The organism is Aestuariivirga sp., assembly GCF_020252395.1.
GTDB lineage: Bacteria > Pseudomonadota > Alphaproteobacteria > Rhizobiales > Aestuariivirgaceae > Aestuariivirga.
Genome location: NZ_JADCDB010000028.1, coordinates 16,889 through 41,393 on the forward strand (window position 1 = coordinate 16,889; position 24,505 = coordinate 41,393).

The 24,505-nt window shown below is 66.3% G+C and carries 21 protein-coding genes; 12 read left to right on the top strand and 9 right to left on the bottom strand.

Annotated elements, in window-relative coordinates; all coding sequences use genetic code 11:
* Positions 1-63: 63 nt before the first annotated feature.
* From IOC82_RS12895 to IOC82_RS12910, 4 genes are read left to right on the top strand one after another with little or no spacing between them, the layout of a single operon-like run.
* Positions 64-1,008, top strand: a complete 945-nt coding sequence (locus tag IOC82_RS12895) for a MurR/RpiR family transcriptional regulator (protein WP_290546605.1) — start codon at positions 64-66, stop codon at positions 1,006-1,008.
* Positions 1,009-1,012: 4 nt separating this feature from the next.
* Positions 1,013-1,660 (top strand): isochorismatase family cysteine hydrolase, encoded by a 648-nt coding sequence (locus IOC82_RS12900; protein WP_290546606.1) that lies wholly within the window; start codon positions 1,013-1,015, stop codon positions 1,658-1,660.
* The gene (locus tag IOC82_RS12905) at positions 1,657-2,985 is read left to right on the top strand and encodes a glutamine synthetase family protein (protein WP_290546607.1); all 1,329 of its coding nucleotides are present in this window, start codon (positions 1,657-1,659) and stop codon (positions 2,983-2,985) included. The genes IOC82_RS12900 and IOC82_RS12905 overlap by 4 nt, the downstream gene beginning before the upstream one ends.
* A complete protein-coding gene (locus IOC82_RS12910) occupies positions 2,985-3,734 on the top strand; it encodes an N-formylglutamate amidohydrolase (RefSeq protein ID WP_290546608.1) in 750 nt (249 codons plus the stop codon). The genes IOC82_RS12905 and IOC82_RS12910 overlap by 1 nt, the downstream gene beginning before the upstream one ends.
* On the opposite strand, the gene IOC82_RS12915 is transcribed toward IOC82_RS12910, so the two are convergent.
* Complete coding sequence (locus tag IOC82_RS12915) at positions 3,731-4,594, bottom strand: LysR family transcriptional regulator (RefSeq protein ID WP_290546609.1); 864 nt, start codon at positions 4,592-4,594, stop codon at positions 3,731-3,733. The two genes, IOC82_RS12910 and IOC82_RS12915, sit on opposite strands and share 4 nt — an antisense overlap.
* A 100-nt stretch (positions 4,595-4,694) precedes the next feature.
* Between IOC82_RS12915 and IOC82_RS12920 the strand changes: the two genes are divergently transcribed.
* The 4 genes from IOC82_RS12920 to cysD are packed head-to-tail and all read left to right on the top strand — an operon-like array spanning position 4,695 to position 10,362.
* Entirely contained in the window at positions 4,695-6,254 is a 1,560-nt protein-coding gene (locus IOC82_RS12920; protein ID WP_290546610.1) for a proton-conducting transporter membrane subunit, read from the top strand.
* A gap of 18 nt (positions 6,255-6,272) precedes the next feature.
* A complete protein-coding gene (locus tag IOC82_RS12925; protein ID WP_290546611.1) occupies positions 6,273-8,651 on the top strand; it encodes a YbcC family protein in 2,379 nt (792 codons plus the stop codon).
* Entirely contained in the window at positions 8,648-9,466 is an 819-nt protein-coding gene (locus tag IOC82_RS12930; protein ID WP_290546612.1) for a DUF6671 family protein, read from the top strand. The genes IOC82_RS12925 and IOC82_RS12930 overlap by 4 nt, the downstream gene beginning before the upstream one ends.
* Positions 9,463-10,362 carry a sulfate adenylyltransferase subunit CysD gene (cysD, locus tag IOC82_RS12935; protein WP_290546613.1) on the top strand — a complete coding sequence of 300 codons (900 nt, stop codon included), beginning with the start codon at positions 9,463-9,465 and terminating at the stop codon, positions 10,360-10,362. Before IOC82_RS12930 ends, cysD begins: the two co-directional genes overlap by 4 nt.
* A gap of 91 nt (positions 10,363-10,453) precedes the next feature.
* On the opposite strand, the gene IOC82_RS12940 is transcribed toward cysD, so the two are convergent.
* Positions 10,454-10,909, bottom strand: coding sequence for a hypothetical protein (locus tag IOC82_RS12940; RefSeq protein ID WP_290546614.1), 456 nt, complete (start codon positions 10,907-10,909; stop codon positions 10,454-10,456).
* Between the two features lie 269 nt (positions 10,910-11,178).
* On the opposite strand from IOC82_RS12940, the gene IOC82_RS12945 reads away from it, so the two are divergent.
* Positions 11,179-11,706 (top strand): helix-turn-helix transcriptional regulator, encoded by a 528-nt coding sequence (locus IOC82_RS12945; protein ID WP_290546615.1) that lies wholly within the window; start codon positions 11,179-11,181, stop codon positions 11,704-11,706.
* Positions 11,707-11,790: 84 nt separating this feature from the next.
* Here the strand turns inward: IOC82_RS12945 and IOC82_RS12950 are convergent, their stop codons facing one another.
* Genes IOC82_RS12950 through IOC82_RS12960 form a run of 3 tightly spaced genes read right to left on the bottom strand, consistent with a single transcriptional unit; the run spans position 11,791 to position 15,328 of the window.
* Positions 11,791-13,299, bottom strand: coding sequence for an AMP-binding protein (locus IOC82_RS12950; protein WP_290546616.1), 1,509 nt, complete (start codon positions 13,297-13,299; stop codon positions 11,791-11,793).
* Complete coding sequence (locus IOC82_RS12955; RefSeq protein ID WP_290546617.1) at positions 13,296-14,465, bottom strand: pyridoxal phosphate-dependent aminotransferase; 1,170 nt, start codon at positions 14,463-14,465, stop codon at positions 13,296-13,298. Before IOC82_RS12955 ends, IOC82_RS12950 begins: the two co-directional genes overlap by 4 nt.
* Positions 14,465-15,328: an NAD(P)-dependent oxidoreductase gene (locus IOC82_RS12960; RefSeq protein ID WP_290546618.1), complete on the bottom strand. Its 864-nt coding sequence runs from the start codon at positions 15,326-15,328 to the stop codon at positions 14,465-14,467. The genes IOC82_RS12955 and IOC82_RS12960 overlap by 1 nt, the downstream gene beginning before the upstream one ends.
* 59 nt (positions 15,329-15,387) lie before the next feature.
* Between IOC82_RS12960 and IOC82_RS12965 the strand changes: the two genes are divergently transcribed.
* Positions 15,388-16,827, top strand: a complete 1,440-nt coding sequence (locus tag IOC82_RS12965; RefSeq protein ID WP_290546737.1) for an aldehyde dehydrogenase family protein — start codon at positions 15,388-15,390, stop codon at positions 16,825-16,827.
* Here the strand turns inward: IOC82_RS12965 and IOC82_RS12970 are convergent, their stop codons facing one another.
* The 3 genes from IOC82_RS12970 to IOC82_RS12980 all read right to left on the bottom strand — a co-directional run bounded on the left by IOC82_RS12970 (position 16,828) and on the right by IOC82_RS12980 (position 19,350).
* A complete protein-coding gene (locus tag IOC82_RS12970; protein WP_290546619.1) occupies positions 16,828-17,703 on the bottom strand; it encodes a DMT family transporter in 876 nt (291 codons plus the stop codon).
* 89 nt (positions 17,704-17,792) lie between these two features.
* On the bottom strand, positions 17,793-18,398 hold the full coding sequence (pncA, locus tag IOC82_RS12975; RefSeq protein WP_290546620.1) for a bifunctional nicotinamidase/pyrazinamidase: 606 nt from the start codon (positions 18,396-18,398) through the stop codon (positions 17,793-17,795).
* 4 nt (positions 18,399-18,402) lie between these two features.
* Entirely contained in the window at positions 18,403-19,350 is a 948-nt protein-coding gene (locus IOC82_RS12980) for a glucokinase (protein WP_290546621.1), read from the bottom strand.
* A 109-nt stretch (positions 19,351-19,459) separates the two neighbouring features.
* On the opposite strand from IOC82_RS12980, the gene IOC82_RS12985 reads away from it, so the two are divergent.
* The gene (locus IOC82_RS12985) at positions 19,460-21,043 is read left to right on the top strand and encodes a peptide chain release factor 3 (RefSeq protein ID WP_290546622.1); all 1,584 of its coding nucleotides are present in this window, start codon (positions 19,460-19,462) and stop codon (positions 21,041-21,043) included.
* A complete protein-coding gene (locus tag IOC82_RS12990) occupies positions 21,040-21,777 on the top strand; it encodes a DUF599 family protein (RefSeq protein ID WP_290546623.1) in 738 nt (245 codons plus the stop codon). Before IOC82_RS12985 ends, IOC82_RS12990 begins: the two co-directional genes overlap by 4 nt.
* 228 nt (positions 21,778-22,005) lie before the next feature.
* Here the strand turns inward: IOC82_RS12990 and hrpB are convergent, their stop codons facing one another.
* Positions 22,006-24,438, bottom strand: a complete 2,433-nt coding sequence (hrpB, locus tag IOC82_RS12995) for an ATP-dependent helicase HrpB (RefSeq protein WP_290546624.1) — start codon at positions 24,436-24,438, stop codon at positions 22,006-22,008.
* Positions 24,439-24,505 lie beyond the last annotated feature (67 nt).

Sequence of the window (24,505 nt, forward strand, 5' to 3'; positions counted from 1 at the left end):
AATTTGCGCGCACCTCAGGAGTTGTTGTAATGAATTCCACATCACCCATCCGAGCTCGAGTCGATGACCAGCACTGAGGCCACAGTTTACCGCGACTCACCCGCGCGAAAGCCCAGCCGCAGCGTGCGTGACCGCCTGCTCGAGCCCAACCGCAAGTTCTCCAACTCGGAAATGAAGGCAGTGCGCGTGCTGCTCGCCAATTACCCCGCGGCCGGACTGACCACCGTGTCGAAGCTCGCCAAGCAGGCGGGGGTGAGCGACCCCACCGTGCTGCGCCTGGCGCAGCGGCTGGGCTACGACGGCTTTGCCGGCATGCAAGAGGCGCTGCTGGCCGAGGTCGAGGCGCATATGCGCTCGCCGCTGACGCTGCCCGCCGCCGCGCCTTCGCGCAAGAAACCCAATGCCTATCAGGCGTTCTTCGCCGAGACGCTGAGCCAATGCGAGGCGGTGGTGCGCGAGACGGCGACGGCGGATTACGAGCGCGCCGTGGCGCTGCTCACCGATGCGCGCATGGAAGTGCTGTGCCTCGGCGGCCGCTTCAGCCGCTTTCTCGCGGGCATATTGCAGCGCTGCCTGCATCACCTGCGGGAAGGCACAAGGCTGCTCGACGGCACGGCCGCCGACCTGGTGGACGAGATCGCCTCGCTCGGCAAGCGCCATGTACTCGTCGTCTTCGACTATCGCCGCTACCAGACCGACGTGGTGCGCTTCGCTTCGGAAGCATCAGCGCGCGGCGCGCACATCATCCTGTTCACCGACCAGTGGTCCTCGCCCATCGCCGAATTCGCCGAGGTGGTCATCATCGCGCCCACCGCCACCTCCTCGCCCTTCGACACGCTGGTGACGCCATTGCTGCAAGTGGAGGCCGTCGCCGTGGGCGTGGCCGGGCGGCTGGGGGCCGACTGGCGCAGCCGCGCCGCACTGCTCGAAGAGGTGCGCAACGATCACAGCGTGACGCTGGACTCACCCTCCGGCCTCTCCGGACGCAAACGCCAACGCAAGGGATAGAACGATGAGCAAGCCGGACAGGCGCGAGGCACATTACACGGCGGGCGAGACGGCCGTGCTCTTCGTCGACATGCAGAAGATGTTCTGCGCGCCGGGGCTCGATCCCGCGCACCCGGAGATGGACGCCGGGCACTATTACTTCCGCCGCCTGCGCGAGGTCGTCATTCCCAACCAGATGCGCATCCTCGAAGCGGCGCGCTCACGTGGCGTGCAGGTCATGCACACCATCATCGAGGCGCTGACGGAGGACTGCCGCGATGCCTCGCTCGACCACAAGCTGTCGAACCTGCTCGTGCCCAAGGGCCATCCCCTGGCCCCGCCCATCGACGAGCTCTCTCCCATCCGCAACGAGATTGTGCTGCCCAAGACGTCGTCCGGCGTCTTCAACTCCACCAACATCGACTATGTGCTGCGGAACCTCGGCATTCGCTACCTGATCGTGTCGGGCGTGGTCACCGACCAATGCGTGGACATGGCGGTGCGCGATGCGGCCGACCGCGGCTATCTCGTTTCGGTGCCGGGCGATGCCTGCGCCACCTACACGCAGGAGCGGCATGACAATGCGCTGAAGGCCTATGCCGGCTATTGCTGGATTACCGACACCGATACGGTTGTCGGGCGCATCAACGCCATCGCCAAGGCTGCGGCATGAGCGGCAACCCCCTGCACGAGCCGCTGATCAGCTTCGTCACGACGGATTATGCGGGCATTACCCGCGGGCGCTCCATCGCCGCCTCGTCCTATGTGCCGGGGCAGACGAAGACGGTTGGGTGGGTGCCGGCCAACATGTCGCTCACGCCTTTCGATCTCATTGCCGACCCCAACCCCTGGGGCTCCTCCGGCGACCTGCGGCTGCTTCCCGACGACACTGCGCGTTTCCGCTTCGCCATCGAGGGCTCGGCAACACCGCTCGACATCATCATGAGCGACATCGTGGAGCTCGACGGCACGCCCTGGGTGTGCTGCCCGCGTAGCTTCCTGAAACAGGCGCTGGCCGATCTCGAGCGCGAGACGGGGCTCGCCATGCTGGTGTCCTTCGAGCACGAGTTCCAGATGCTGGACGCCGCCTGGCCCGCGGCCCCCGCCTTCGCGCTGCAGGCGCAGCGCCGCGCCGATCCCTTCGGCCCCGCGCTGGTGGGTGCGCTGCGCGACGCTGGGGTTTCGCCGGAAGTGTTCATCCCCGAATATGGCAAGGACCAGTTCGAGATAACGCTCGCGCCCGCCGCTGCGCTCGCCGCCGCCGACCGCGCCGTGGTGCTGAGGGAGACGGTGCGCGAGCTTTCCCGCAACCGCGGCTGGCGCTGTTCGTTCGCACCCAAGACGGCAGTGGACGGCGTGGGCAATGGCGTTCACATCCATTTTTCGTTCCGCGATGCTGAGGGCGCGCCTGCAACGCATGATCCCGCGCGCCCCGGCGGCGTTTCGGAGATGGCCGGCAGCTTCGTCGCGGGTATCCTGAAGCACCTTCCCGCACTCACCGCCTTCACCGCGCCGAGCCCTATCTCCTACCTGCGGCTCAAGCCCCATCACTGGAGTTCGAGCTATACCTGGTTCGGCGAGCGTGACCGCGAGGCGAGCCTGCGCATCTGCCCGGTGAGCCAGGTGGGCAAGACCGATCCCGCCAAGGCTTTCAACATCGAATATCGCCCGGCTGATGCTTGCGCCTGCCCGCACTTGGCGCTCGGCGTCATGGTGCGCGCTGGTCTCGAGGGCATCCAGCAGAAGCTGGCTGCACCGCCGCTGTTCTCCGGCGACCCCGCGCTCCTCGACGGCGATCAGAGAGCCGCGCTGGGGCTGAGGCGCCTGCCGCAGTCGCTGGCGGAGGCGCTCGACACCATGCTGGCGGACGAGACCGTGCGCGGCTGGTTTGCGCCAGTCGCCATCGAAACCTATGCCGGCATGAAGCTCAGGGAATTGGAACTCGCAGGCGATATGGTGGATGCCGCGATGTGCCAGCGCTATGCGGAGATCTATTGATGGATTCCACCGCACGTCTGCCGCCGCCGGTGCGCGTCATCAATGCGCAAGGGTCCTCGCCCTATGTGCTGCTGTGCGAACATGCCTCGCGCTTCATTCCCGATGAGCACAAGGGGCTTGGCCTCGGCGAGGCCGATCTGACGCGTCACATCGCCTGGGACATCGGCGCGGCTCAGGTGGCGGAAGCGCTGGCGCAGGCGCTCGATGCGCCGCTGGCGATGGCGGGCTATTCGCGCCTGCTCATCGACCTCAACCGGCCGCTGGACAGCGCCACCTCGATCCCCGAGGTGAGCGAGACCACGGTGATCCCTGGTAACCTGAACCTTGGGGCAGAGGAACGCGCGCGGCGCGTTGCGCTTTATTTTGAACCCTTCCAGGCAGCTGTGCGGCAGCTGCTCGATGCCCGGCTGGAGAAGGGCAGGGCAACCGTCATCGTCGGCGTACACAGCTTCACGCCGGTGTTCAAGGGCGTGGCGCGGCCCTGGCATGCGGGCGTTCTCTACCGCCGGGCGCAGGACTTCGGCCATGCGCTGGCGCAAGCGTTGGGAGGGCCCGGCCAGGCCATTGCCGAAAACCAACCCTATCAGATTGAGGATGGCAGCGACTACACCGTGCCCGTCCACGGCGAGGCGCGCGGCCTCGATGCGGTGCTGGTGGAAATCCGGCAGGATCTCATCGGCGATGCGGCGGGCGCGGCCACTTGGGCGGCGCGTCTTGCCGCGGCACTGGCCGCCGTGGCCCGGAGCTAATGCGCCGCCGCCAGCAGGCCGGCCAGCAGCGGATTGGGAAAACGCCGCTCCCGCGTCACCGCGAGGAAGTGTTCGCGGATGCCGTCAAGCCGCGCCACCTCGACGAGAAGGCCTGAGGACAGCTCGTCGCGCACCACGATCGGCGGGATGACGGCGAGCCCCGCATCCTCGCGCGCCAGAAGGCGAAGCATGGCCATGTCGTCGGCCTCAGCCGCGATGTGCGGAGTGAGGGCATAGCGCGCCATCAGGGCATCGAAGGCGGAGCGCAGGGCTGAGTCCTTGGCGGGGAGCACGAGGGCTTCCTCGCGCAGAAGGGCCTGCATGGGCCGGCCGGCGATGCGCGCCGGCGTGCCGATGAGGCTCACCGGCTGTTCGCCGATCTGGTGCACGAGCCAGGGCGTGTCCGCCTCGCGCGGTGGTGCGAGATTGGTGAGCAACACGTCGAGGGCGAGCGAGTCCAGCTCGCGAAGCAGCTCCGCCTGACTGCCGGAGCGCAGGATCACCTCGACATCGCGGCGGCCGACCAGCGGATGAAGGAACTCCATCTGGAAATTGCGCGACAGGGTGGCGAGCGCGCCGACACGCAGTGCGCGGCGGACATTGCCGGTCTCGCGCATCACGGCGGCCAGGTCCTCCGCCGTGCGGAAGATGGCATCGGCATGGTCAAGCGCGATGCGGCCCGCCTCGGTGAGGACGAGGCTGCGGCCCCGGCGCTCGAACAGCGCATGCCCGAGCGAGGCCTCCAGCGCCCTGATTTGGGTGGACAAGGCCGACTGCGATAGGTTCAGCCGCCTGGCGGCTCCGGTGAGGGTGCCGTCCGCTGCCACGGCGCGGAAGAGGCGGAGGTGATGCAGATTCATATCACTTCTATAAAATAGAACGATACGCTGCAAAAGATGTAATTTTATGGAAGAGTGAATCCCCTTATGCGTCCGGAAATGCCCGGAACGGAGTCGACCGATGAACGCGCTTCCCCCGCTCTCTGCCTTTGCCCCGCTTGTGTTGCTGGCGGTTGCCGCGCTGAGCCTGATCAACCCTGGCCGCCGCCCCGGCCTGCTGCCGCGCGTCGCAGAAGGGGCAAGTCTCGCCGCGCTGGGCCTAGCGCTTGCCGGGCTGGTGCCGCTGCTGTGGACGGGCCCCGCCTCGTTTAGCATTGGCAGCGGAGCAGCACTGTTGGCGCTGCGGCTCGACGCGGTGAGCGTGAGCATGGCGCTTCTCGTCAGCTTCGTCGGTTGGATCGTGGTGCGCTACTCGCGGAGTTACCTCGACGGCGAGGCGCGCGAGGGGCGCTTCCACGGGCTGATGCTGGCCACACTGGCGGCGGTGCTGGTGCTGGTGCAGGCGGGCAGCCTCACAATGGTGGTGCTCGGCTTCATCGCCATTGGTGTGGTGCTGCGGCAGCTCCTGCTGTTCTACCCCGAGCGTGCCGAGGCGCGGCGGGCGGCGGCGAAGTTCTCGCTGGTCTGGGGCGCGGGTGACGTGGCGCTCGTGATCGCCTCGCTGCTGATCGGCTGGAGCATCGGCTCCGCGAGCATGGCGGAAATTGGCGCCAAGTCGGCGCAAGGCATGCCACTCGCCGCCGAGATCGGCGTGGCGCTGTTGGTGGTCGCCGCGGCGCTCAAGACCGCGGCTTTCCCGCTCCATGGCTGGCTGACCGAGGTGATGGAGGCGCCGACGCCGGTCTCAGCCCTTTTGCATGCCGGCATCATCAATTCGGGCGGCGTGCTGCTGATCGCCGTTGCGCCTCTGGTGCAGGCGAGCACCGGTGCGATGGCCGCGCTCGTGATGATCGGCGGTCTGACCGCGCTGTTCGGCGCAGCGGTGATGCTGACGCAGAGTGCGGTGAAGACAGCACTCGCCTGGTCCACCGTCGCTCAGATGGGCTTCATGCTGTTGCAATGTGGCTTAGGCCTCTGGACGCTGGCGCTGCTGCACATCGTGGCGCACTCGCTCTACAAGGCGCATGCCTTCCTGTCCTCCGGCGGTGCGGTGCGCGCCGTGGCGGCGGTGAAACGGCCGGGGCCCGTCGCGGTGCCCGGTGTCGCGGCGGTGGCCAAGGCCTTCCTTCTGGCGCTCGCGCTCTTCGCCATCGTGGCGAGCCTGTTCTCGCTCGTCGTAACCAAGTCGCCGCAGTCGCTTGCCCTCGGCGCGATCCTGATCTTCGGTGTCGCCTATCTGGTGGCGCAGGGCCTTGCCGATGCCGCGCCACGCGCGCTGACGCTGCGCACCGCTCTCGCCTCGACAGCAGCGGCCATCGCCTACTTCAGCTTCCAGCTAATCGCCCATGCGCTGTGGGGATCGAGCCTACCGAACCCGCCGGAGGCTGGTCCGCTGGAATGGGCGCTGATCGTGCTGGCGCTCCTCTCCTTCGGCATCGTCGCGGTGGCGCAGGCGCTGTTCCCGCTCTGGGCGCACCACCCGGCGACCGCGGGCCTGCGCGTCCACCTCGCCAACGGACTTTACCTCAATGCGCTGCTCGACCGGGCGACCGGCGGCTTCCGCTCCACCCGCACCGCCTGACCTTTACAGGAGAGAGACATGTTCATGATGCATCCGCAGTTTCCCGCCGCCCGGATCTCGAGCACGCTCAAGGCCGCGGAAGATGCCGTGCGCGCCATTCCGCCCGCCTTCCCGCTCACCGCGACCGTGGCGGTGAATCCCTTCCTCGGCCAGACGGGCCAGGACCTCGCCACCACCGCGGCGCTTCTGGCACGCGTCGCCGGCACGCGCGTCACGCTGCCGCGCGGCGACTATGCCGCGAAGCTGCGCGGCGGCGAGATGACGGAGGGCGACCTCGCCGCGGCCCTCGATGCATCAACCTCGCCGCTGAAGCCCAGGGACGTGACGGCGCTGAAGGCCCTGCTGGCGCAGGAGCGCGCGCCCTCGGCTGCGCTGCCCACCGTGGCGGAACTCGCCGCGCGGGACGATGGTACCGACTGGCCGGGCGTCATCGCACGCGCCATCGGGCTGTGGGCGGCAGGGCACTTCGACCGCGGCCAGGCGCTGTGGTCGCCCGCCCCCGGCCGCAGCACCTATGCCGCCTGGCGGGCCTGGGCGGTGCATGACCTGACGCCCGAGATCGCCGGCCTCACCGGCTTCTGCACGCATGTGGCGGAAGCCCCCGACACCGCCGAGCGCGCCATCCTGCGCGCGGCGGAAGCGCTGTGCCTGAACGAAGCGGCGGCGGGCACGGCCTTCCACCGGCTGATGATCGATCTGGGCGGCTGGGCGCAGCATGCGCGCTGGCTGTTGTGGGAGGCGGAGCTCAAGGGCGAGACCGATTCAACGCTCACCGACCTTCTCGCCATCCGCCTCGTCTGGGAGGAGGCGATGCTAGCGCACCGGCCCTATCTCTCCGGCACCTGGCAGCAAGTGGTGGAAGCCCATGCCGCACCGGTGGCGGCCTCGGCCGACGACGTCGCCGACGCCGTCCTGCAGGAGGCAGCGGAGCGGGCGCAGCAGCGGAAGCTGGCGCTGAAGCTGGAGAGCGGTCACGCACCGAAGGGACGTCCCAGCCTGCAGGCGGCCTTCTGCATCGATGTGCGCTCTGAGGTGGTCCGCCGCGCGCTGGAGGCGGTGGACCCCACCGTCGAGACCATCGGCTTCGCCGGTTTCTTCGGCCTGTCCGTCAAGCACCGGCCGCATGGCACGGAGCTGACGGAGGCGCATCTGCCCGTGCTGCTCAACCCCGCACTCACCTCGACCGGGCATGAGAGTGCGAAGTCCGAAGAGGACGCACGCATTGCGGCGCGCACGGTCAGGGCCTGGGGCCGCTTCCGGCAGGCGGCGGTCTCGTCTTTCGCCTTCGTCGAGGCGGCGGGGCCCGGCTATGCGCTGAAGCTGGTCAAGGACGCGCTCGCCCTCGTCAGGAAGAGAGACACGCCGGAACCCGCCCCGCGCATCGAAGGCGGACTGACGGCGGAAGCCAAGGCTGCGACAGCCGCGGCGGTGCTGAAGGCGATGAGCATGACCACCGGCCACGCGCCGCTGGTGCTGCTGCTGGGCCATGGCGCACATGTCACCAACAATCCGCATGAGAGCGCCTATCACTGCGGCGCCTGCGGCGGGCATACGGGCGAAGTTTCCGCCCGGTTGCTGGCGCAGCTGCTGAACGACCCGGAGACGCAAAGCGGCCTGGCGCAGCACGGCATCAGCCTGCCGCAGGACACGCTCTTCGTGGCGGGCCTCCATGACACGACGACGGATGAGGTGACGCTCTACGAGGATGGCTTCTCGCCGCAGCAGTGCGCACGGCTCGCCGCCGCGCGGCAGCTGCTGACGCGCGCAGCCCAGATGACACGGGCCGAGCGGGCGCTGCGGCTGCCCGGTTCGACGGCCGGCACGATCGCGCAACGCGCGGTCAACTGGGCCGAGGTGCGGCCGGAATGGGGGCTCGCCGGCTGCTCCGCCTTCATCGCCGCGCCGCGCCGCGTAACCTCGAAAGCCGATCTCGGCGGCAGGAGCTTCCTGCACAGCTATGACTGGACCGCCGACACGGACTTCGCCACGCTGGAGCTGATCGTCACCGCGCCCGTCGTCGTCGCCAGCTGGATCAGTCTGCAGTATTACGGTTCGGCGGTCGCGCCCGAGGTGTTCGGCGGCGGCAACAAGCTGATCCACAATGTGGTGGGCGGCATCGGCGTGCTGCAGGGCAATGGCGGCACGCTCCGTGCCGGGCTACCCTGGCAAGCGGTGCATGATGGGACAAGGCTGGTCCATGAGCCGCTGCGCCTCTCCGTGATGATCGAGGCGCCACAGGAGGCAATCGGCGCGGTGCTGGCCAAGCACCCGCAGGTGGCCTCCCTCTTCGACAATGGCTGGCTGCACCTCATCGCGCTCGAAGATGGCGCGGTGAGCGCGCGCTACCGTCCGGGCGGCACGTGGGAGCAGCTGACCGACACCCGCCGCGCGGCATGAGCTATCGCGGGCTGACGGCAGCGCTGGCGACCCAGCATGCGAAGGAGCGCGCTATAGCACCCGCCTTCGCGGAGCGGCTGGGGCTTGCCGTGCGGGTGGCGTCCAGCATCGACACCGATGCGCTGGGTACCTTCACCGGCGAAGTTCCGCGCGCGGGCTCGATGCGCGAGGCAGCGCGGGCCAAGGCGCGGCTCGGCATGCAGGCCACAGGCTTGCCCATGGGCATTGCCAGCGAGGGCAGTTTCGGGCCGCATCCCTTCATGCCTTTCATCGCGGCGGGCCGCGAGATGATGATCTTCATCGACGTCACGCGCGGGCTCGAGGTGGTGGAGGAATGCGTTTCCGAGACGACCAACTTCGCCGCGCTGGAATTGACTGAAGGGGCAGATATCGAGGGCTTTCTCGATCGCGCCGGTTTTCCGTCGCATGCGCTGGTGCTGCGCCGCTGTGGACACATCACGAAGGGCATCAACGATCGCGCTGCGCTCGAGAGCCTGCTTTCCGCCGGCCGGGGTGAGGGATGGCTCGAGACCGACATGCGGGCCCATGTGAACCCCACGCGCATGGCCGAAATCGGGAAGTTGGCAGCAAAGCTCGCCGCAAGGATCGCAACCCCCTGCCCCGCCTGCGCCGCGCCCGGCTTCGGCACGGTCCGCAGCGAGGCGGGATTGCCCTGCGCGGCGTGCGAAACCCCAACAGCGCAGGTGCGCAGCCTGATCTCGGGCTGCGCGCTGTGCGGATATGAACAAAGCTCGGCCCGTCCCGACGGCCGCACGGCCGCAACGCCTGCCGAATGCCCGGAGTGCAATCCATGAGCCTGTCCCATCTCGACCGCCTCGAAGCCGAGGCCATCCACATCATCCGCGAGACGGCCGCACAGTTCAGGAAGCCCGTGCTGCTTTATTCGATCGGCAAGGATTCGACCACGCTGCTGCACCTCTGCGCCAAGGCCTTCTATCCGGGGAAGCCTCCCTTCCCGCTCCTCCACATCGACTCGACCTGGGAATTCCGCGATGCGCTGGCCTTCCGCGACTGGGTGGTGAAGCATTATGGCGTGGAGCTCGTGGTCTATCGCAACGAGGATGGCGTTCGGAAGAACATCAATCCCTTCGATCACGGCTCGAGCCTCTATACCGAGATCATGCGCACCGTGCCGCTGAAGCAGGCGATCACGGAGCTCGGCTTCGATGCGGCGGTGGGTGGTGCGCGCCGCGACGAGGAGAAGTCGCGCGCCAAGGAGCGCGTGTTCTCGGTGCGCGATGCGAACCATGGCTGGAACCCCAAGAACCAGCGGCCCGAACTGTGGGACAATTACAATGGCCGCCTCGCCCCCGGCCAGACGATGCGCGTGTTCCCCATCTCCAACTGGACGGAACTCGACGTGTGGCTCTACATCCTGCGCGAGGATATCCCCCTGCCGCCTGTCTATTTCGCGACCGAGCGCGCAATCGTGCGGCGCGACGGGCAGATCATCCTCGTCGATGACGCGCGCATGCGGCTTCACCCTGGCGAGACACCCGAAACGCTGTCGGTGCGCTTCCGCACCTGCGGCTGCTATCCTTTGACCGGCGGCATGGAGTCATCGGCGAAGAACGTGCGCGAGGTGATCCTCGAAACGGTGCAGGCGTCGGGCTCCGAACGCGCCGGACGCATGATCGACAAGGACGGCGCCTCCGCCATGGAGGACAAGAAGCGCCAGGGCTATTTCTGAGGCGCGCCAATCCGCGCGCCTGGCCGCACAATGTCACCGCCATGCCACGCGGCGCGGGCGCAGCCCAAGGCCATCTGAGTGCGATCCCTCGTCAGTCGTCGAGCTTAATGTGGTAGAGCTGGCCGAAGAAGCTGACCAGCACGGCGGTTGACCAGCTTAGACAGAACACGCCCGACATCGAGATCATCGGCGCCAGCATGCGCCAGCGGTCATCGACATTGACCCGCGTAAGGCCTAACGAGGTGTAGTTCTCGAGGGAATAGTAGACGCCCTCACGATAGGCCAGCAGGGCGCCAGCCAGGTACATGAACAGGCCACATGCGAAATCGGTCATCATGTAAAGGCAGAACAGAAGCATCATCGCCGAAAGAATGACGATCACCGCCTTGTGGTAGACCGGCGAATGGGTTTCACCGACCTTGAATTTCACGCGGAACAGCCGGATCGAGGCGTGAAGGCCCATCAGGTGGAGCGCCACGATCACCACGAAGGCAAGCACGCACAGGCCGAAGGATTCGAGCACGAGGTTTTCGGGAGTGGATAACATGAACATTTCCTGGAGCATTGGCCGGGCAAGCGGAATCGCCCGCGGCGCGAGAGATGCTCCAGAGTGGAATGCCGGCGCAACCTTCCGCTCGCATGTGCGGCGGCACTTGACGGCCAGTTGCGTCAGCCCGCCGCGACCCAATGCCAAAGTGAGGTTGCGCCGGCCGCGCATATGTTTCGAGGGCGCGACGGTATGGCGCCCTGCGCAACCTTCCGGGCGACATAATCGATGACTAAGCTGACTGCTACAAGTCTGAACCGGACCTTTTGATGAAACACCGCCTTCCAGTCCTGATCATGGCCCTGATCGCGGCGCAAGTCATTTGCGCTGTTGTCTTCTTTGTTGACGTCATGCGGGACGCCGCGGATCCCGGGAGGGTCGGCTGGGGTCTGCTGCCGGAAGCCCTGGCGAGCCTCGCCCTGTTCGTCGGCATCGCCTTCGAGGCGGTCTGCCTCGCGCACCTGCTGCGGCGCAAGGCAAGCCTGGAGCGCAGCGTGGGGCTCGCCTCCTCGGCGCTGCAAGGGGTGATCGAGAACCATTTCGACGCATGGAAACTTACGGCCAGCGAGCGTGACGTGGCCGCCCTCATGGTGAAGGGCCTGTCCATTTCCGAGATTGCAGGGGTCCGTGGCTCGGCGGAGGGCACCGTCAAGGCCCACCTCAACGCCATCTACCGCAAGGCCAACGCACGCAACCGCGCCGAGGTGCTGAGCCACATTATGGACACGCTCATCGACAAGCCGCTCCTGTCTGCCGAGGAGCGCCCGTTCGCCGAAACACGCAAGACCGTCAACTGAAGGATTGTGCCGTCAATCGAACCCATGGGGCTTCCCCCGTGCCCCGTGGCGAAGGGCCGTGTCCGGGTCCGCCAATCCACTTGCTCACACGATGATCGGGGAGCCGAACGTCCCCGCATACCGCTTGCGCAGTTCTGCCTTCTGCACTTTGCCGATGGCGTTGCGCGGCAGCTCGGCCACTTCGAAGATGCGCTTCGGCACCTTGAACTTGGCGAGTGATGACGACAGCGCGGAGACGATCTCCGCCTCCGGCGGCAGCTTGGCTTCGGCGGTCACCACCGCGACAACGCCTTCGCCGAAATCCGGGTGCGGCACGCCGATGACGGCGCTCTCGCAGATCCCCGGCAGGGCATCCAGCACCTCCTCGATCTCCCTCGGATAGACGTTGAAGCCACCGGAGATGATGAGGTCCTTGGCGCGCCCGACGATCGATACGCGGCCTTCCACGTCGATGGAGCCGACGTCGCCGGTGATGAACCAGCGGTCTGGCGTGAAGTCTTCACGCGTCTTCTCCGGCATGCGCCAGTAACCCTTGAAGACATTGGGGCCCTTCACCTCCAGCACGCCGGGCTGCTCGCCCCTGACGCGCACGGAAACATCCGGCAGGGCAAAGCCCACCGTGCCGGCCAGACGTGCGCCGTCATAGGGGTTGGACGCGATCATGCCCGTTTCGGTCATGCCATAGCGTTCGAGGATGGCGTGGCCAGTGCGCTGCGCGAAGGCCGTGTGGGTTTCCGCGAGCAGCGGGGCCGAGCCCGAGATGAACAGCCGCATGTTTCGCGCCGTTTCCCGGGTGAATGAAGGTTCCGAAAGCAGCCGTGTATAGAAGGTGGGCACACCCATCATCAGCGTCGCCCGCGGCATCGCCGCGATCATCGCCTTTGTGTCGAGCTTGTTGAACCAGATGATGGATGCGGCAGAGAGAAAGGCCGTGTTCAGCGCCACGTAAAGCCCATGCACATGGAAGACCGGCAGCGCATGGAGCAGAGTGTCGTCCGGTGTCATGCGCCACAGGTCAACCAGCGCTCTGGCGTTCGACTCCAGATTGGCATGGGTGATCATCGCGCCCTTGGAGCGGCCGGTGGTGCCGGAGGTGTAGAGAAGGCCTGCAAGATCATCGCCGTCCCGCGTCACCGTCTCGTGCCGGTCGTCCATTGTTGCGGCCATGGTGGCGAGCGAGCCGTTGCCTTCGGCGTTGAGGTTCACCACGGCGAAAACCTTCGCCGCGTCGGCCAGCGCCCGCATCATGGCCTGGCGTGACGGATCGCAGACGATCAGCTTCGGCTGCGCATCTTCCACGAAGTGGGAGACTTCCGCTGCGGTGTAGGCCGTGTTGAGCGGCTGGTAGACCGCGCCCGCCTTCATCACGGCGAGATAGAGCAACACATTGGCCACGGATTTCTCGACCTGTACCGTCACCCGGTCGCCGGGCGTGACGCCCAGCGCCGCGAGCGCATTGGCATAGCGCGCAGCACCGCGGGCCAGTTCGCCGAAGGTGAGGCACTCGCGCCCATCGGCGGTGCGGATGGCTATGCGCTCCGCATGAGCCGCGAAGGCCTGCTCGAAGCGGAGGTAGAGATTCCCGCCGCTCATGCCTCTATGAAGGCCTTCATGCGCCTCAGCGCTTCCGTAATATCAGCCTCGCTCGCCGCATAGGAAAGGCGCATGAAGCCCTTGCCGTTAACGCCGAAACTGTCGCCAAAGATCAGCGCCACATAGGCCTTGTCGAGCAGTTCGCGCGCCAGATCGCGCGACTGCCAGCCGGTGCCCGAGATGTTGGGGAAGGCATAGAAGGCGCCGCCGGGCACGCGGCAGCGCACGCCCTTGATGTCATTGAGCCCCTTGACCACCATATTCCGCCGCCGCTGGAAGCTCTGTCGGAAACCCTCGATCTCGTCCATCGGCCCGGTGATGGCGGCAAGCCCCGCCATCTGGGTGGCAACGCTGGTGCAGGAATGATCGACGGTGATCAGCTTTTTCACATAATCGATCAAATGCCTGGGCCAGATCCCGAAGCCCAGACGCCAGCCCGTCATCGCAAATGTCTTGGACCAGCCGTCGAGGATGATGGTGCGGTCCCTGAGCTCCGGGAAGGAGAGGAAGCTTACGAAGTCGACCCCGTCATAGACCTGGTGGCTGTAAATCTCGTCCGAGAGCACCGCAACGTCCGGATGCCTTGCCAGCCCGTGGGCAAGCTTGGTGATCTCCGCGCGCGAGACGACCCCGCCCGTCGGATTGGCGGGCGAGTTGATGATGATGAGGCGCGTCGCCGGCGTGATCAGCGACAACACTTCCTCCGCGTCGAAGCCGAAGTCCTTCTCCTCGCGGATCGGGTAGGCCACCGCCTTCGCCCCGCTCGAGCGCGCGGCATCGCGATAGGGCGGGAAGCCCGGATCGGGGTAGAGGATTTCCGCTCCGGGCCCGCCGAATATCTGGCAGGCGAAATAGAAGGTCACCTTGCCGCCCGGCACGATCACCACCTCATCGCCCGAGACCGGCGCCTTGAAGCGTCCGCCCACATATTGCGCAACCGCGTCGCGCAGCACGGGCAGGCCTTGCGGGCTGGTATAGCCATGCGGCCCGTCGCGCACCGCTTTGCCGGCTGCCTCGAGGATGTGTTTCGGCGGCGTGAAGTCCGGCTGGCCGATCCCCAGATTGATGACCGGATGGCCCTTGGCCTTCAGCGCGTTGGCGCGGTCGAGGACGGTGAAGGCGGTCTCTTCTTCGATCGCCGCCACGGCAGGATTGATTTTCAGCATCAGCTCACATCGTCGATTGCAGGGTCAAGCAGGTGGCTGACGTTTCGTCCGCCATGGCCTGTTTCTACGGCGCGGGCGAAGATCTCCGCAACGGTTTCCGTCAGTTGGGAACTGCAACCCAGCCCTTCCGCCAGTTCGGCGTAATAGCCGATGTCCTTCGCCGCATTCGCAACTGCAAAACGGTAGCCGTCGAAATCGCCCCTCAAGGCGGGCTCCACCATCTTGCGCAGCACGCCGGAATTGCCGGAACCATTGAGCATCGCCTCGTACAGGTCCTTCCAGCCGATCCCGGCGCGCCGCGCGGCGCCGAAGGCCTCCGCCACAAGCGCCACCATGCCGGTGACGAGATAGTTGGAGATGAGCTTTGCCGTGTGTCCCGATCCCGGCGGCCCCACATGCCGGATGGTGGTGGCAAAGCAAGAGAGCAAAGCCTCGATCCGCACGAAGGTCTCGGGGCTGGCCCCGCACAACACGCCGAGCACGCCCTGTTCCGCCTGTTCCGGCCCGCCGGTGAGCGGAATGTCGGCAAAGGCGACGCCCAGCCCCTCCAGCTCATGCGCCAGCTTCTTGGTGGCGGCGGGAGCGGAGGTGCCGGCATCCATGATGATCTGGCCCGGCCGCAGATGAAACCTAAGCTGTCGAATGGTGTGCTCCACCACCTTCGACGTCGTGACGCAGAGCAAGATCGCCTCGGCCTGCGCGATCTCCGCCAGTGTCTTTGCCTCGACGGCGCCTTTCGCCACGAGATCCTCGACAGGCGCCCGGTTGCGATGCGCGATCACCGTCACCCGATGTCCAGCCCTCAGCAAGTTGGCTGCCATGCCATGGCCCATCATCCCCGCCCCGATCAGCCCGACATGCATGCTTGCCTCAACGGTCCCGCGTCCTTATGGTCCGCCCCGAAAATCAGGGAGTTATCCGCATCATGGCGCTGCACCGCAATTTCATCAATGGTGAATGGCTGGAAGGCAAAGGGGTCCGCGAGAACGTCAATCCCTCCGACCTCAGCGATATCGTCGGTGAATATGCCCAGGCCGGCGAGGCGCAGACCGAGGCCGCTATCGCCGCGGCACGCGCCGCGCAACCCGCCTGGGCTGCCGCCACGCCCCAGCTGCGTGCTGACGCGCTGGAGTTCATCGGTGTTGAGCTTCTGGCCCGCAAGGACGAAATCGGCCGGCTGCTGTCGCGCGAGGAGGGAAAACCCCTCGCCAACGGCATCGCGGAAACCATGCGCGCCGCACAGATCTTCAAGTTCTTCGCGCAGGAGGCGCTGCGCGTCGAAGGCGTTGCGATCTCCTCCATCCGCCCCGGCGTCGATGTGACGATCACGCGCGAGCCCCTGGGCGTGGTGGGGCTCATCTGCCCATGGAACTTCCCGATCGCCATTCCCGCCTGGAAAATGGCGCCGGCGCTGGCCTTCGGTAACGCCGTGGTGTTCAAGCCCGCCGATCTCGTTCCAGGCTCGGCCTGGGCGCTCTCCGAGATCATCTCGCGCTCCGGCGTTCCCAAGGGCGTGTTCAACCTGGTGATGGGCCGCGGCTCGGTGGTGGGCCAGACGCTGCTCGATTCAGCGGACGTGCACGCCATCTCCTTCACGGGCTCGGTCGAGACTGGCAGCAAGGTTGCCATGGCCTGTGCCGCGCGCGGCGCCAAGTTCCAGCTCGAAATGGGCGGCAAGAACCCGCTCGTGGTGCTGGACGACGCCGACCTCGACATCGCGGTGGCGGCAGCGCTTGACGGCGCCTTCTACCAGACCGGCCAGCGCTGCACGGCCTCCTCCCGCCTCATCGTGCAGTCGAAGGTTCACGATGCCTTTGTCGAGCGCATGGTGGAGGGCATGAAGAAACTGAAGGTCGATCACGCGCTGAAGGAGGGCACGGTGATCGGCCCCGTCGTCGACGAGAACCAGATGGCGCAGGACGAGCGCTATATCCAGATCGCGCGCGGCGAGGGCGGCGAACTCGTCTGGGGCGGCGAGCGGCTGAACCGCGATACCAAGGGCTTCTACCTCAGCCCCGCGCTCTTCGTGGGCACGAAGAACGGCATGCGCATCAACCGCGAAGAGGTCTTCGGCCCCGTCGCCTCGGTGATCAAGGTCGACAGCTATGACGAGGCGCTGAGCGTGGCCAACGACACGGCCTTCGGCCTGTCCTCGGGCATCGTCACCACCTCGCTCAATCATGCCTCCGACTTCCGCAAGAAGTCGGCGGCGGGCATGGTGATGGTGAACCTCGCCACCGCGGGTGTGGACTATCACGTGCCCTTCGGCGGCCGCAAAGGTTCGAGCTACGGCGCACGCGAGCAGGGCCGCTTTGCGGCGGAGTTCTACACCGCCGTCAAGACGGCCTATACGCAGGCCTGATCACGCAGCAGGGGCGCGGGCCTTGAATGCCCCCGCCTCGCCCGCGAAGACGAAGAGTCCGCTCGCCACCACGATGGCCGCGCCCACAAGCGTCCACAGGTCCGGCAGGTGGCCGAAGAACAGGTAGCCGGCCGCGATCATCCACACGATCTGCGTATACATGTAAGGCGCCAGCGCGCTGGCGGGCGCCAGCCGATGCGCCTGGATCAGCATGAAGTGGCCGATCGTCCCAGCCAGTCCCATGAAGCCGAGCATCACCCATTGCAGGCCGTCAGGCGTTTTCCACAGGAAGGGCAGCGGCGTGGCGGCGGCGAGCGCGCCGACGAAGCCCACGTAGAAGAGCGAGGTCTCCGCCCGGTCGCGCCCGCCCACCTTGCGCGTCACAATGTTGTAGACGGCGCCGCACAGCGAGGCGGAGACTGACAGGATCATGGCCCAGTGAAACGAGCCCGTGCCCGGCCGCATGATCAACAGCACGCCGCAGAAGCCGACGGCCACCGCGATCCAGCGGCGCAAGCCCACCTTCTCGCCGAGGATCGGCACGGAGAGCGCGCAGACCCACAGCGGAATGGAGAAGAAGATCGCCGCCGTCTGGGCGAGTTGCAGATACATGATGGCCACGAAATTGAGCAGAGTTGAGGTCACCAGCAGCAGCCCGCGCAGCACCTGCAGCACCGGATAGCCGGTGATCATCAGCTGCATGTTCCCTTTCCGCAGGATGACAGCGAGCGACAGGCCCAGCGCCACGATGTATCGGCCGAACACCGCCACCACGGGCGGCAGGCTCTGCACCAGGTGCTTGGCGGTGGCATCGAGCAGCGTGAAGAAGACCATGGAGGTCACCATCAGTAGGATGCCTGTAAGGCGTGGTGTCATGACCTGCGCTTAGCGCGAAGCGGCCGCATGCGCATCCGTCTTCGCCGCGAGCCTACCTGCGCGGCACGCATGGGGGGTGAGACCGGGCCTTAGGCCAGGGCGATGCCGTGTTCGGCGAAACTCTTGCGCGCGGCCGCCGCCGAGCCGTCCAAATCGATCGACCGGCAGGCCGCCTCGATCACCTCCGTCTCGAAGCCCAGCCGCCTGGCATCCTCGGCCGAGAAGCGCACGCAATAGTCGAAGGCGAGGCCGGCGCAGACCACCTTCTCGATACCCCGCTCCTTGAGGTAACCGCCGAGCCCGGTGGGCGTCTTACGGTCATTCTCGAAGAAGGCCGAATAGCTGTCGATCTCCTCGCGGAACCCCTTGCGGATGATCAGCTCGGCGTTGGGAATGTGCAAGTCTTTGTGGAAGGCAGCACCCGGCGTGTCCTGGATGCAGTGGTCGGGCCACAGCGTCTGATGGCCGTAATGCATCATGGCTGTCTCGAATGGGTTCTTGGCGGGGTGCTGGGTCGCGAAGGACTTGTGTTCGGCGGGGTGCCAGTCCTGCGTCAGCACCACGTGGCGGAAGCCCTTGGCCAGCCGGTTGATCAGCGGCACCACTTCGTTGCCGCCGGGAACCGCCAGCTTGCCACCCGGACAGAAGTCGTTTTGCACGTCGATGACCAGAAGGATGTCGGTGTCTTTCCACATGGCTTCACCTCATGCCGGCAATGGCGGCGGCACAGCCCTTGAAGGCCGGGAACTTGTCGACGATAACATAGATCGGGATCGGCTTCATCACGAAGGCCAGCCGTCCCTTCTCCTCGAAGATGGACCTGAAGGGTCCGGATTTCAACTTGCCCACGATTGAAGGTGCAATGCCGCCCGCGAGATAGACCCCACCCTTGGCCTGCATGGTCATGGCTGCATCGCCCGCCACGCGCGCGAGCCACACGATGAATTGGTCCAGCGTCTTCACCGCGGCCTGATCGGTTCCGGCAAGGGCGGCCTGCAGCACGGCCTCGGGCGTCTCCAGCACGGGCCTTTCGGTAGCGGCGCGGTACATGCGTAAGAGCCCGCCACCCGTGATCGCATCTTCCGACTCGAACAGCACGCCGGGCTTCGACATCTTCTCGCGCCAGTCGAACTCTTCCTGCGTGACGACGGGCAGGGTGATATGGCCCACCTCGCCCGGCAGCGCCATCCAGCCGCCTTGCGGCAGCGGCGCCAGTGTGGCCATGCCAAGCCCGGTGCCGGGGCCCAGCACGATCTTCACCGCCGGCTTCTGCGGCAGTTCGCCACCGATTTGCACCACGTCCTCGCCATCGAGATGAGGGAGCGCCAAAGCCAGCGCTTCGAAATCATTGAGCAGGCGGAACTGGCGTGCGTCCGCCGCTTTGCGGAGCGACTCCCGGGTGAAGCTCCAGTTGCGGTTGGTGAGGTGCACCACCTCGCCCTCGACCGGACCGGCCACGGCGATAGCAGCGCCCGCCAGGTTTGAAACGCCCTTGGCCATCACATAGGCGGCAATCGAGTCCTCCAAAGAGGCGAAATTGTCGTTCTTCTGCACGGCGACCTCAGCCACCCGCGTGGTTCCGGGCTCAACCAGCCCGAAGCGCGAATTGGTGCCTCCGATATCGCCGACAAGTGCCAGTTCCGTCATGGCTTTTCCCCCGGCCCCTCAACTGCCATGAAGGCGCGTTTTCGGCAAGCTTTACCCTGCCACAAAAGCCGTCTAGGAAGCGCCTCACCCTTCATTTTTCAGGTTTCAAGTGACCAACCCGCTCGAACAGGAAGTGGCGCGCCGGCGCACCTTCGCAATCATCTCCCACCCGGACGCCGGCAAGACCACGCTGACCGAAAAGCTGCTGCTGTTTGGCGGCGCCATCCAGCTTGCCGGCCAGGTGCGCGCCAAGGGCGACCGCCGCCGCACCCGCTCCGACTGGATGTCGATCGAGCGCGCCCGCGGCATCTCGGTCGTCACCTCCGTCATGACCTTCGAATATGACGGCACGGTCTTCAACCTGCTCGACACGCCGGGCCACGAGGACTTCTCGGAAGACACCTACCGCACCCTCACCGCGGTCGACGCCGCCGTCATGGTCATCGACGCCGCCAAGGGCATCGAGGCGCGCACCCGCAAGCTGTTCGAGATCTGCCGCCTGCGGGACATTCCGATCATCACTTTCGTCAACAAGATGGACCGCGAGGCGCGCGACCCGCTGGACTTGCTCGACGAGATCGAGAAGGGTTTGGCGCTCAGTGTTGCTCCCATGGTCTGGCCCATTGGCCAGGGCAAGGACTTCGCCGGCACCTATGACCTCAACGCTCCGCGCGTCCGCCAGCTCGAGCAGGACCCCGAGGGGGTTCCCGTCTCCGGCCCCGACGATCCGCTGATCCCCACACTCATCAAACCGGACACTTTCGCCAAGTGGCGCGACGAGATCGAGCTGGTGAAGGACCTCTGCACCAGCTTCGACCGGCAGGCCTTTCTCGAAGGCCATCTCTCGCCCGTCTATTTCGGTTCGGCGCTCAAGAATTTCGGCGTGCGCGATCTGCTGGAGGCCTTGATCGCTTATGCGCCCCCGCCGCGTGATCAGCAGGCGGCTGGCCGCGTTGTGCATGCCACCGAGCCGAAGATGACCGGCATCGTCTTCAAGATCCAGGCCAACATGGACCCGAACCACCGCGACCGCATCGCCTTCATGCGCCTTGCCTCGGGCAAGCTCACGCGCGGCATGAAAGCCAAGCTCGTGCGCACCGGCAAGACGGTGGCGCTCAACGCGCCGCAATTCTTCTTCGCGCAGGACCGCTCGATCGCGGATGAGGCCTTCGCAGGCGACGTTGTCGGCATTCCGAACCATGGCCTGCTGCGCATCGGCGACACGCTGACGGAGGGCGAAGACGTGGTCTTCACCGGCGTTCCCAGCTTCGCGCCGGAAATCCTGAGGCGCGTGAAGCTCGGCGACCCGATGAAGGCCAAGAAGCTGCGCGAGGCGCTGGAGCAGCTGGCGGAAGAGGGGGTCGTGCAGCTCTTCATCCCGGCCGATGGCTCGCCGGCTATCGTCGGCGTCGTCGGCGCCCTGCAGCTCGACGTGCTGGCGGACCGGCTGGCCAATGAATATGGGGTGCCCGTCAGCTTCGAGCCGGCGCGCTATGAGGTGATGCGCTGGATCTTCTGCGACGACGCGAAGAAGCTCGACGAGTTCATTACCAACAATCGCTTCTCGATCGCCCATGACCTTGATGGCGACCCGGTCTTCATGGCGCAATCGGCCTTCAACCTGAACTACACGCTCGAGCGCGCACCGGAGATCCGCACGACCGAGATCAAGGAGATGCACAAGCCGCAATGACCGCGCTGGCCGCCGAGTACTTGCCCCTGGGGTTTGGCTTCGCCCACGCCGCGGCCATCGTGCTGATCCTCGCGCTGTGGGGCTTCTATACGCCCATCCTCGGGCTTCTCGGCCGCGGCTCGCTCAACTCGCAGCTCCACTCTGTGCGGCTCCGCTGGTTCGAGGTCCATCAGGATACGGATCGTGAGCACCGCGTCTTCGACGCAATCCTGCTTGGCCACATCTCGAACTCGATTTCCTATTTCGGCTCGGGCACGCTGCTGGTGCTGGCGGGCCTCGTCGGTGCGCTGGCCAACGTCAACAATGTCTTCCTGTTAACCCGCGGCCTCGCCTTTACCGACCATTCCATGTCGCTGCAGCTCTTCACGCTCTGCGTCTTCCTGCTCACCGCCATCCTGGCACAGTGCTTCTTCTCGTTCACCTATGCGCTGCGCAAGATGGCCTATACCTTCGCCATGTTGGGCGGATTGCAGTCGACCAAGGCGGATTCACCGCAGGCCCGCATCATGGGCGAACAGTCAGCGGTGGTCCTGACGGAGGCCGTGCGCTCGATCAACACCGGCATCCGCGGCTATTACTATGCCGTGGCGGCGCTGTTCCTCTTCGCTGGCCCCTGGGCCTGCATCGCCGCGACGCTGGTCATCACCGCGCTGCTCTACTACCGCCAGCTCTTCTCGCCGACGGCGGTGGCGATCGCGAGATATGTGGACGTGCTGAAGAGCGTGAAGGGGTAACTGCCGCAAGTCCTTTTCCCGCCCTGAAGGGATGGGCGAAGGGCATGAACGCCGACGGTTGCTGACTGGATGATGCGAAAACCGCACCCTGACATCACGTCACCCTGGCGAAGTCCGGGGGCACCCAACCTCGGGCATTGGCGACGCGGAAAGCCGGGCGCCAGCTTTCGCTGACATGACGGCGTTGCGGGTTGGAGCGGACGCGATGAAATCTGGATCCTGGCCTCTTTATCTCAGTCTTCTGGGCTTCACCGGCTCGGCGTCCAGCGGGTCCTCGGGCCAGGCGTGCTTGGGGTAGCGGCCGCGCATGTCGGAGCGAACGCTTGGGTAGCCGTTGGTCCAGAAGGTTTCGAGCGACTGGGTGACGGCGACGGGGCGGCCTGCAGGTGACAGCAACTCGATACGCAAAGGGCTGCGGCCTTCGGCGATGGCGGGGGTCTTGGCGAGGCCGAACATTTCCTGCAGCCTCACGCGCAAAACGGGATCGCCTTCCGTCTCATAGTCGATACGGACGGCGGCGCCGGAAGGCACCTCGATGCGGACGGGGGCGAGGCGATCCATCTTGCGGGCCAGCTCGTGCGGGATCAGCGACTGGATGATCTGGTGCATGTCCAGGCGGTCGAGATGGGCTTTGCGGCTGATGGCGGCGAGGTAGGGCGTGAGCCACTCGGAAAGATTAGCGAGTAACGCTTCGTCGGAGAGGTCCGGCCAGCCGTCTTCCGGGAACAGGCGGCGGAGGAAGAGGACGCGGGCGCGGAGGATTTTCGAAGCTTCCGTCCATGGCAGCGATGCAAAGCCCATCTCGCGCACACCTTGCGTCATGGCTTCGGCGATGAGCGTGGGGTCGGCGTTGGTGGACGGCTTCTCCTCCAGCACCAGCGCGCCGAGGCGGCGGGATTTCGACGCGCTGACGGCCTTCGCGCGGCTGTCCCAGAACACGCCGTCGCGCGCCTCGATCTGATCCTTGAAATGCTCCTCAATTTCCTTCAGCGACAGCGGAGCCGCGAGGAAGATCTTCTGGTCGCCCGAGGCGCCGTCTGTCGTTGCCACCGCAAGAAAATCCTGCGTGACCAGTGCATCATGCTCGGGCAGCACCGCGCCGCCACCGCCCGACAGGCGATAGCGGCGGTCGCCGCTGCGCGCCTGCGCAATACGGTCCGGGAAGGCGTAGGCGACGAGCACGCCGGGGCTGACGTCGCTCGCCTCATCCTTGATGCCGGCGATCTGGCGGATCTGCCTTGCAGACTGGCGCATGCGGTCGCGTGCGCCGCCGCGGAGATGCGCGAGGCGGGACGTGATGTCGACGCCCACATCGCGCGGCAGGCCATCGCGCTCCGACAGCATGGCGGCGAGGTCGGCGGCGAGCGCATTGTTGCCCTTCACCACCATGTGGGCCAAACGCGGGTGGAGCGGCAGGCGCACCATCTGCTTGCCCATGGCGGTGATCTTGTTCTCCTGATCGAGCGCTTCGAGACGCCGCAGCAGGTCCTGGGCTTGCGCAAAAGGGGCGGCTGGCGGCAGGTCGAGCCAGGGCAGCGATTTCGGATCGGTGACGCCCCAGGCGGCGAGTTCCAGCACCAGGGGCGCCAGGTCGGCGACGAATATCTCTGGCTCGTCATGCGGTTTCAGGGCGCGCGATTCAGACTCGGGCCACAGGCGATAGCCAATGCCCGGCCCCAGGCGGCCCGCGCGGCCTCGGCGCTGGTCGGCGGAGGCGAGCGACACGCGCACGGTTTCGAGTGCTGTCATGCCCGAGGCCGGATCGAAGCGCGGCACGCGCTTGAAGCCGGTGTCGATGACGGCGCCGATGCCGTCGATGGTGAGGCTGGTTTCGGCGATCGTCGTGGCGAGCACCACCTTGCGCTCGCCCGCAGGCGACGGCCTTATCGCCGCGTCCTGCTCGGCGAAGCTCATGGCGCCATAGAGCGGGCGCACGACGGTGTTGCGCGGCAGATTCGAATTGTTGAGCGCGTCCTTGGTGCGGCGGATTTCAGCCTCGCCGGGCAGAAAGACGAGGATCGATTTGTCCGTCTCGTCCAGCGCGCGCTGCACAGCGCGGACGGCATCGGCCGAGATGGTCTGGCGCTGCGCCTTGTCAAGGTAACGCGTCTCCACGGGGAAGACGCCGCCCGGCGCATCGATGATTGGGGCGTCACCTAAGTGTGCCGCAACGCGCGCGGCATCGAGTGTCGCTGACATGACAAGGATCTTCAGGTCGTCGCGCAAGCCCCGCTGGATGTCGAGGGTAAGCGCTAGCCCTAAATCGGCGTCGAGGGAGCGTTCGTGGAATTCGTCGAAGATGACGAGGCCGGTGCCCGCGAGTTCCGGGTCCTGCTGCAAACGGCGCGTGAGAATGCCTTCGGTGACGACCTCGATGCGCGTCCTGGCCGAGACGCGGCGCTCGAGGCGGACGGTGTAACCCACGGTCTCGCCCACCTTCTCGCCCAGCGTCTCCGCCATGCGGTGCGCGGCATTGCGCGCGGCGAGGCGGCGGGGTTCGAGCATCACGATCTTGCTGCGTCCGAGCCAAGGTGCATCGAGCAGCTTCGGCGGCACGCGCGTGGTCTTGCCCGCGCCGGGCTCGGCGACGAGGAGCGCTGCGGGCCCCTTGGCGAGGGCGTCCAAGAGCTGCGGGATGATTTGGTCGACGGGGAAATCCATGGGGGGATCACGTCGGCGGAGCGCGCAGGAATGTCAAGGGAGGGTGATTTGATGTGTGCATACCTCT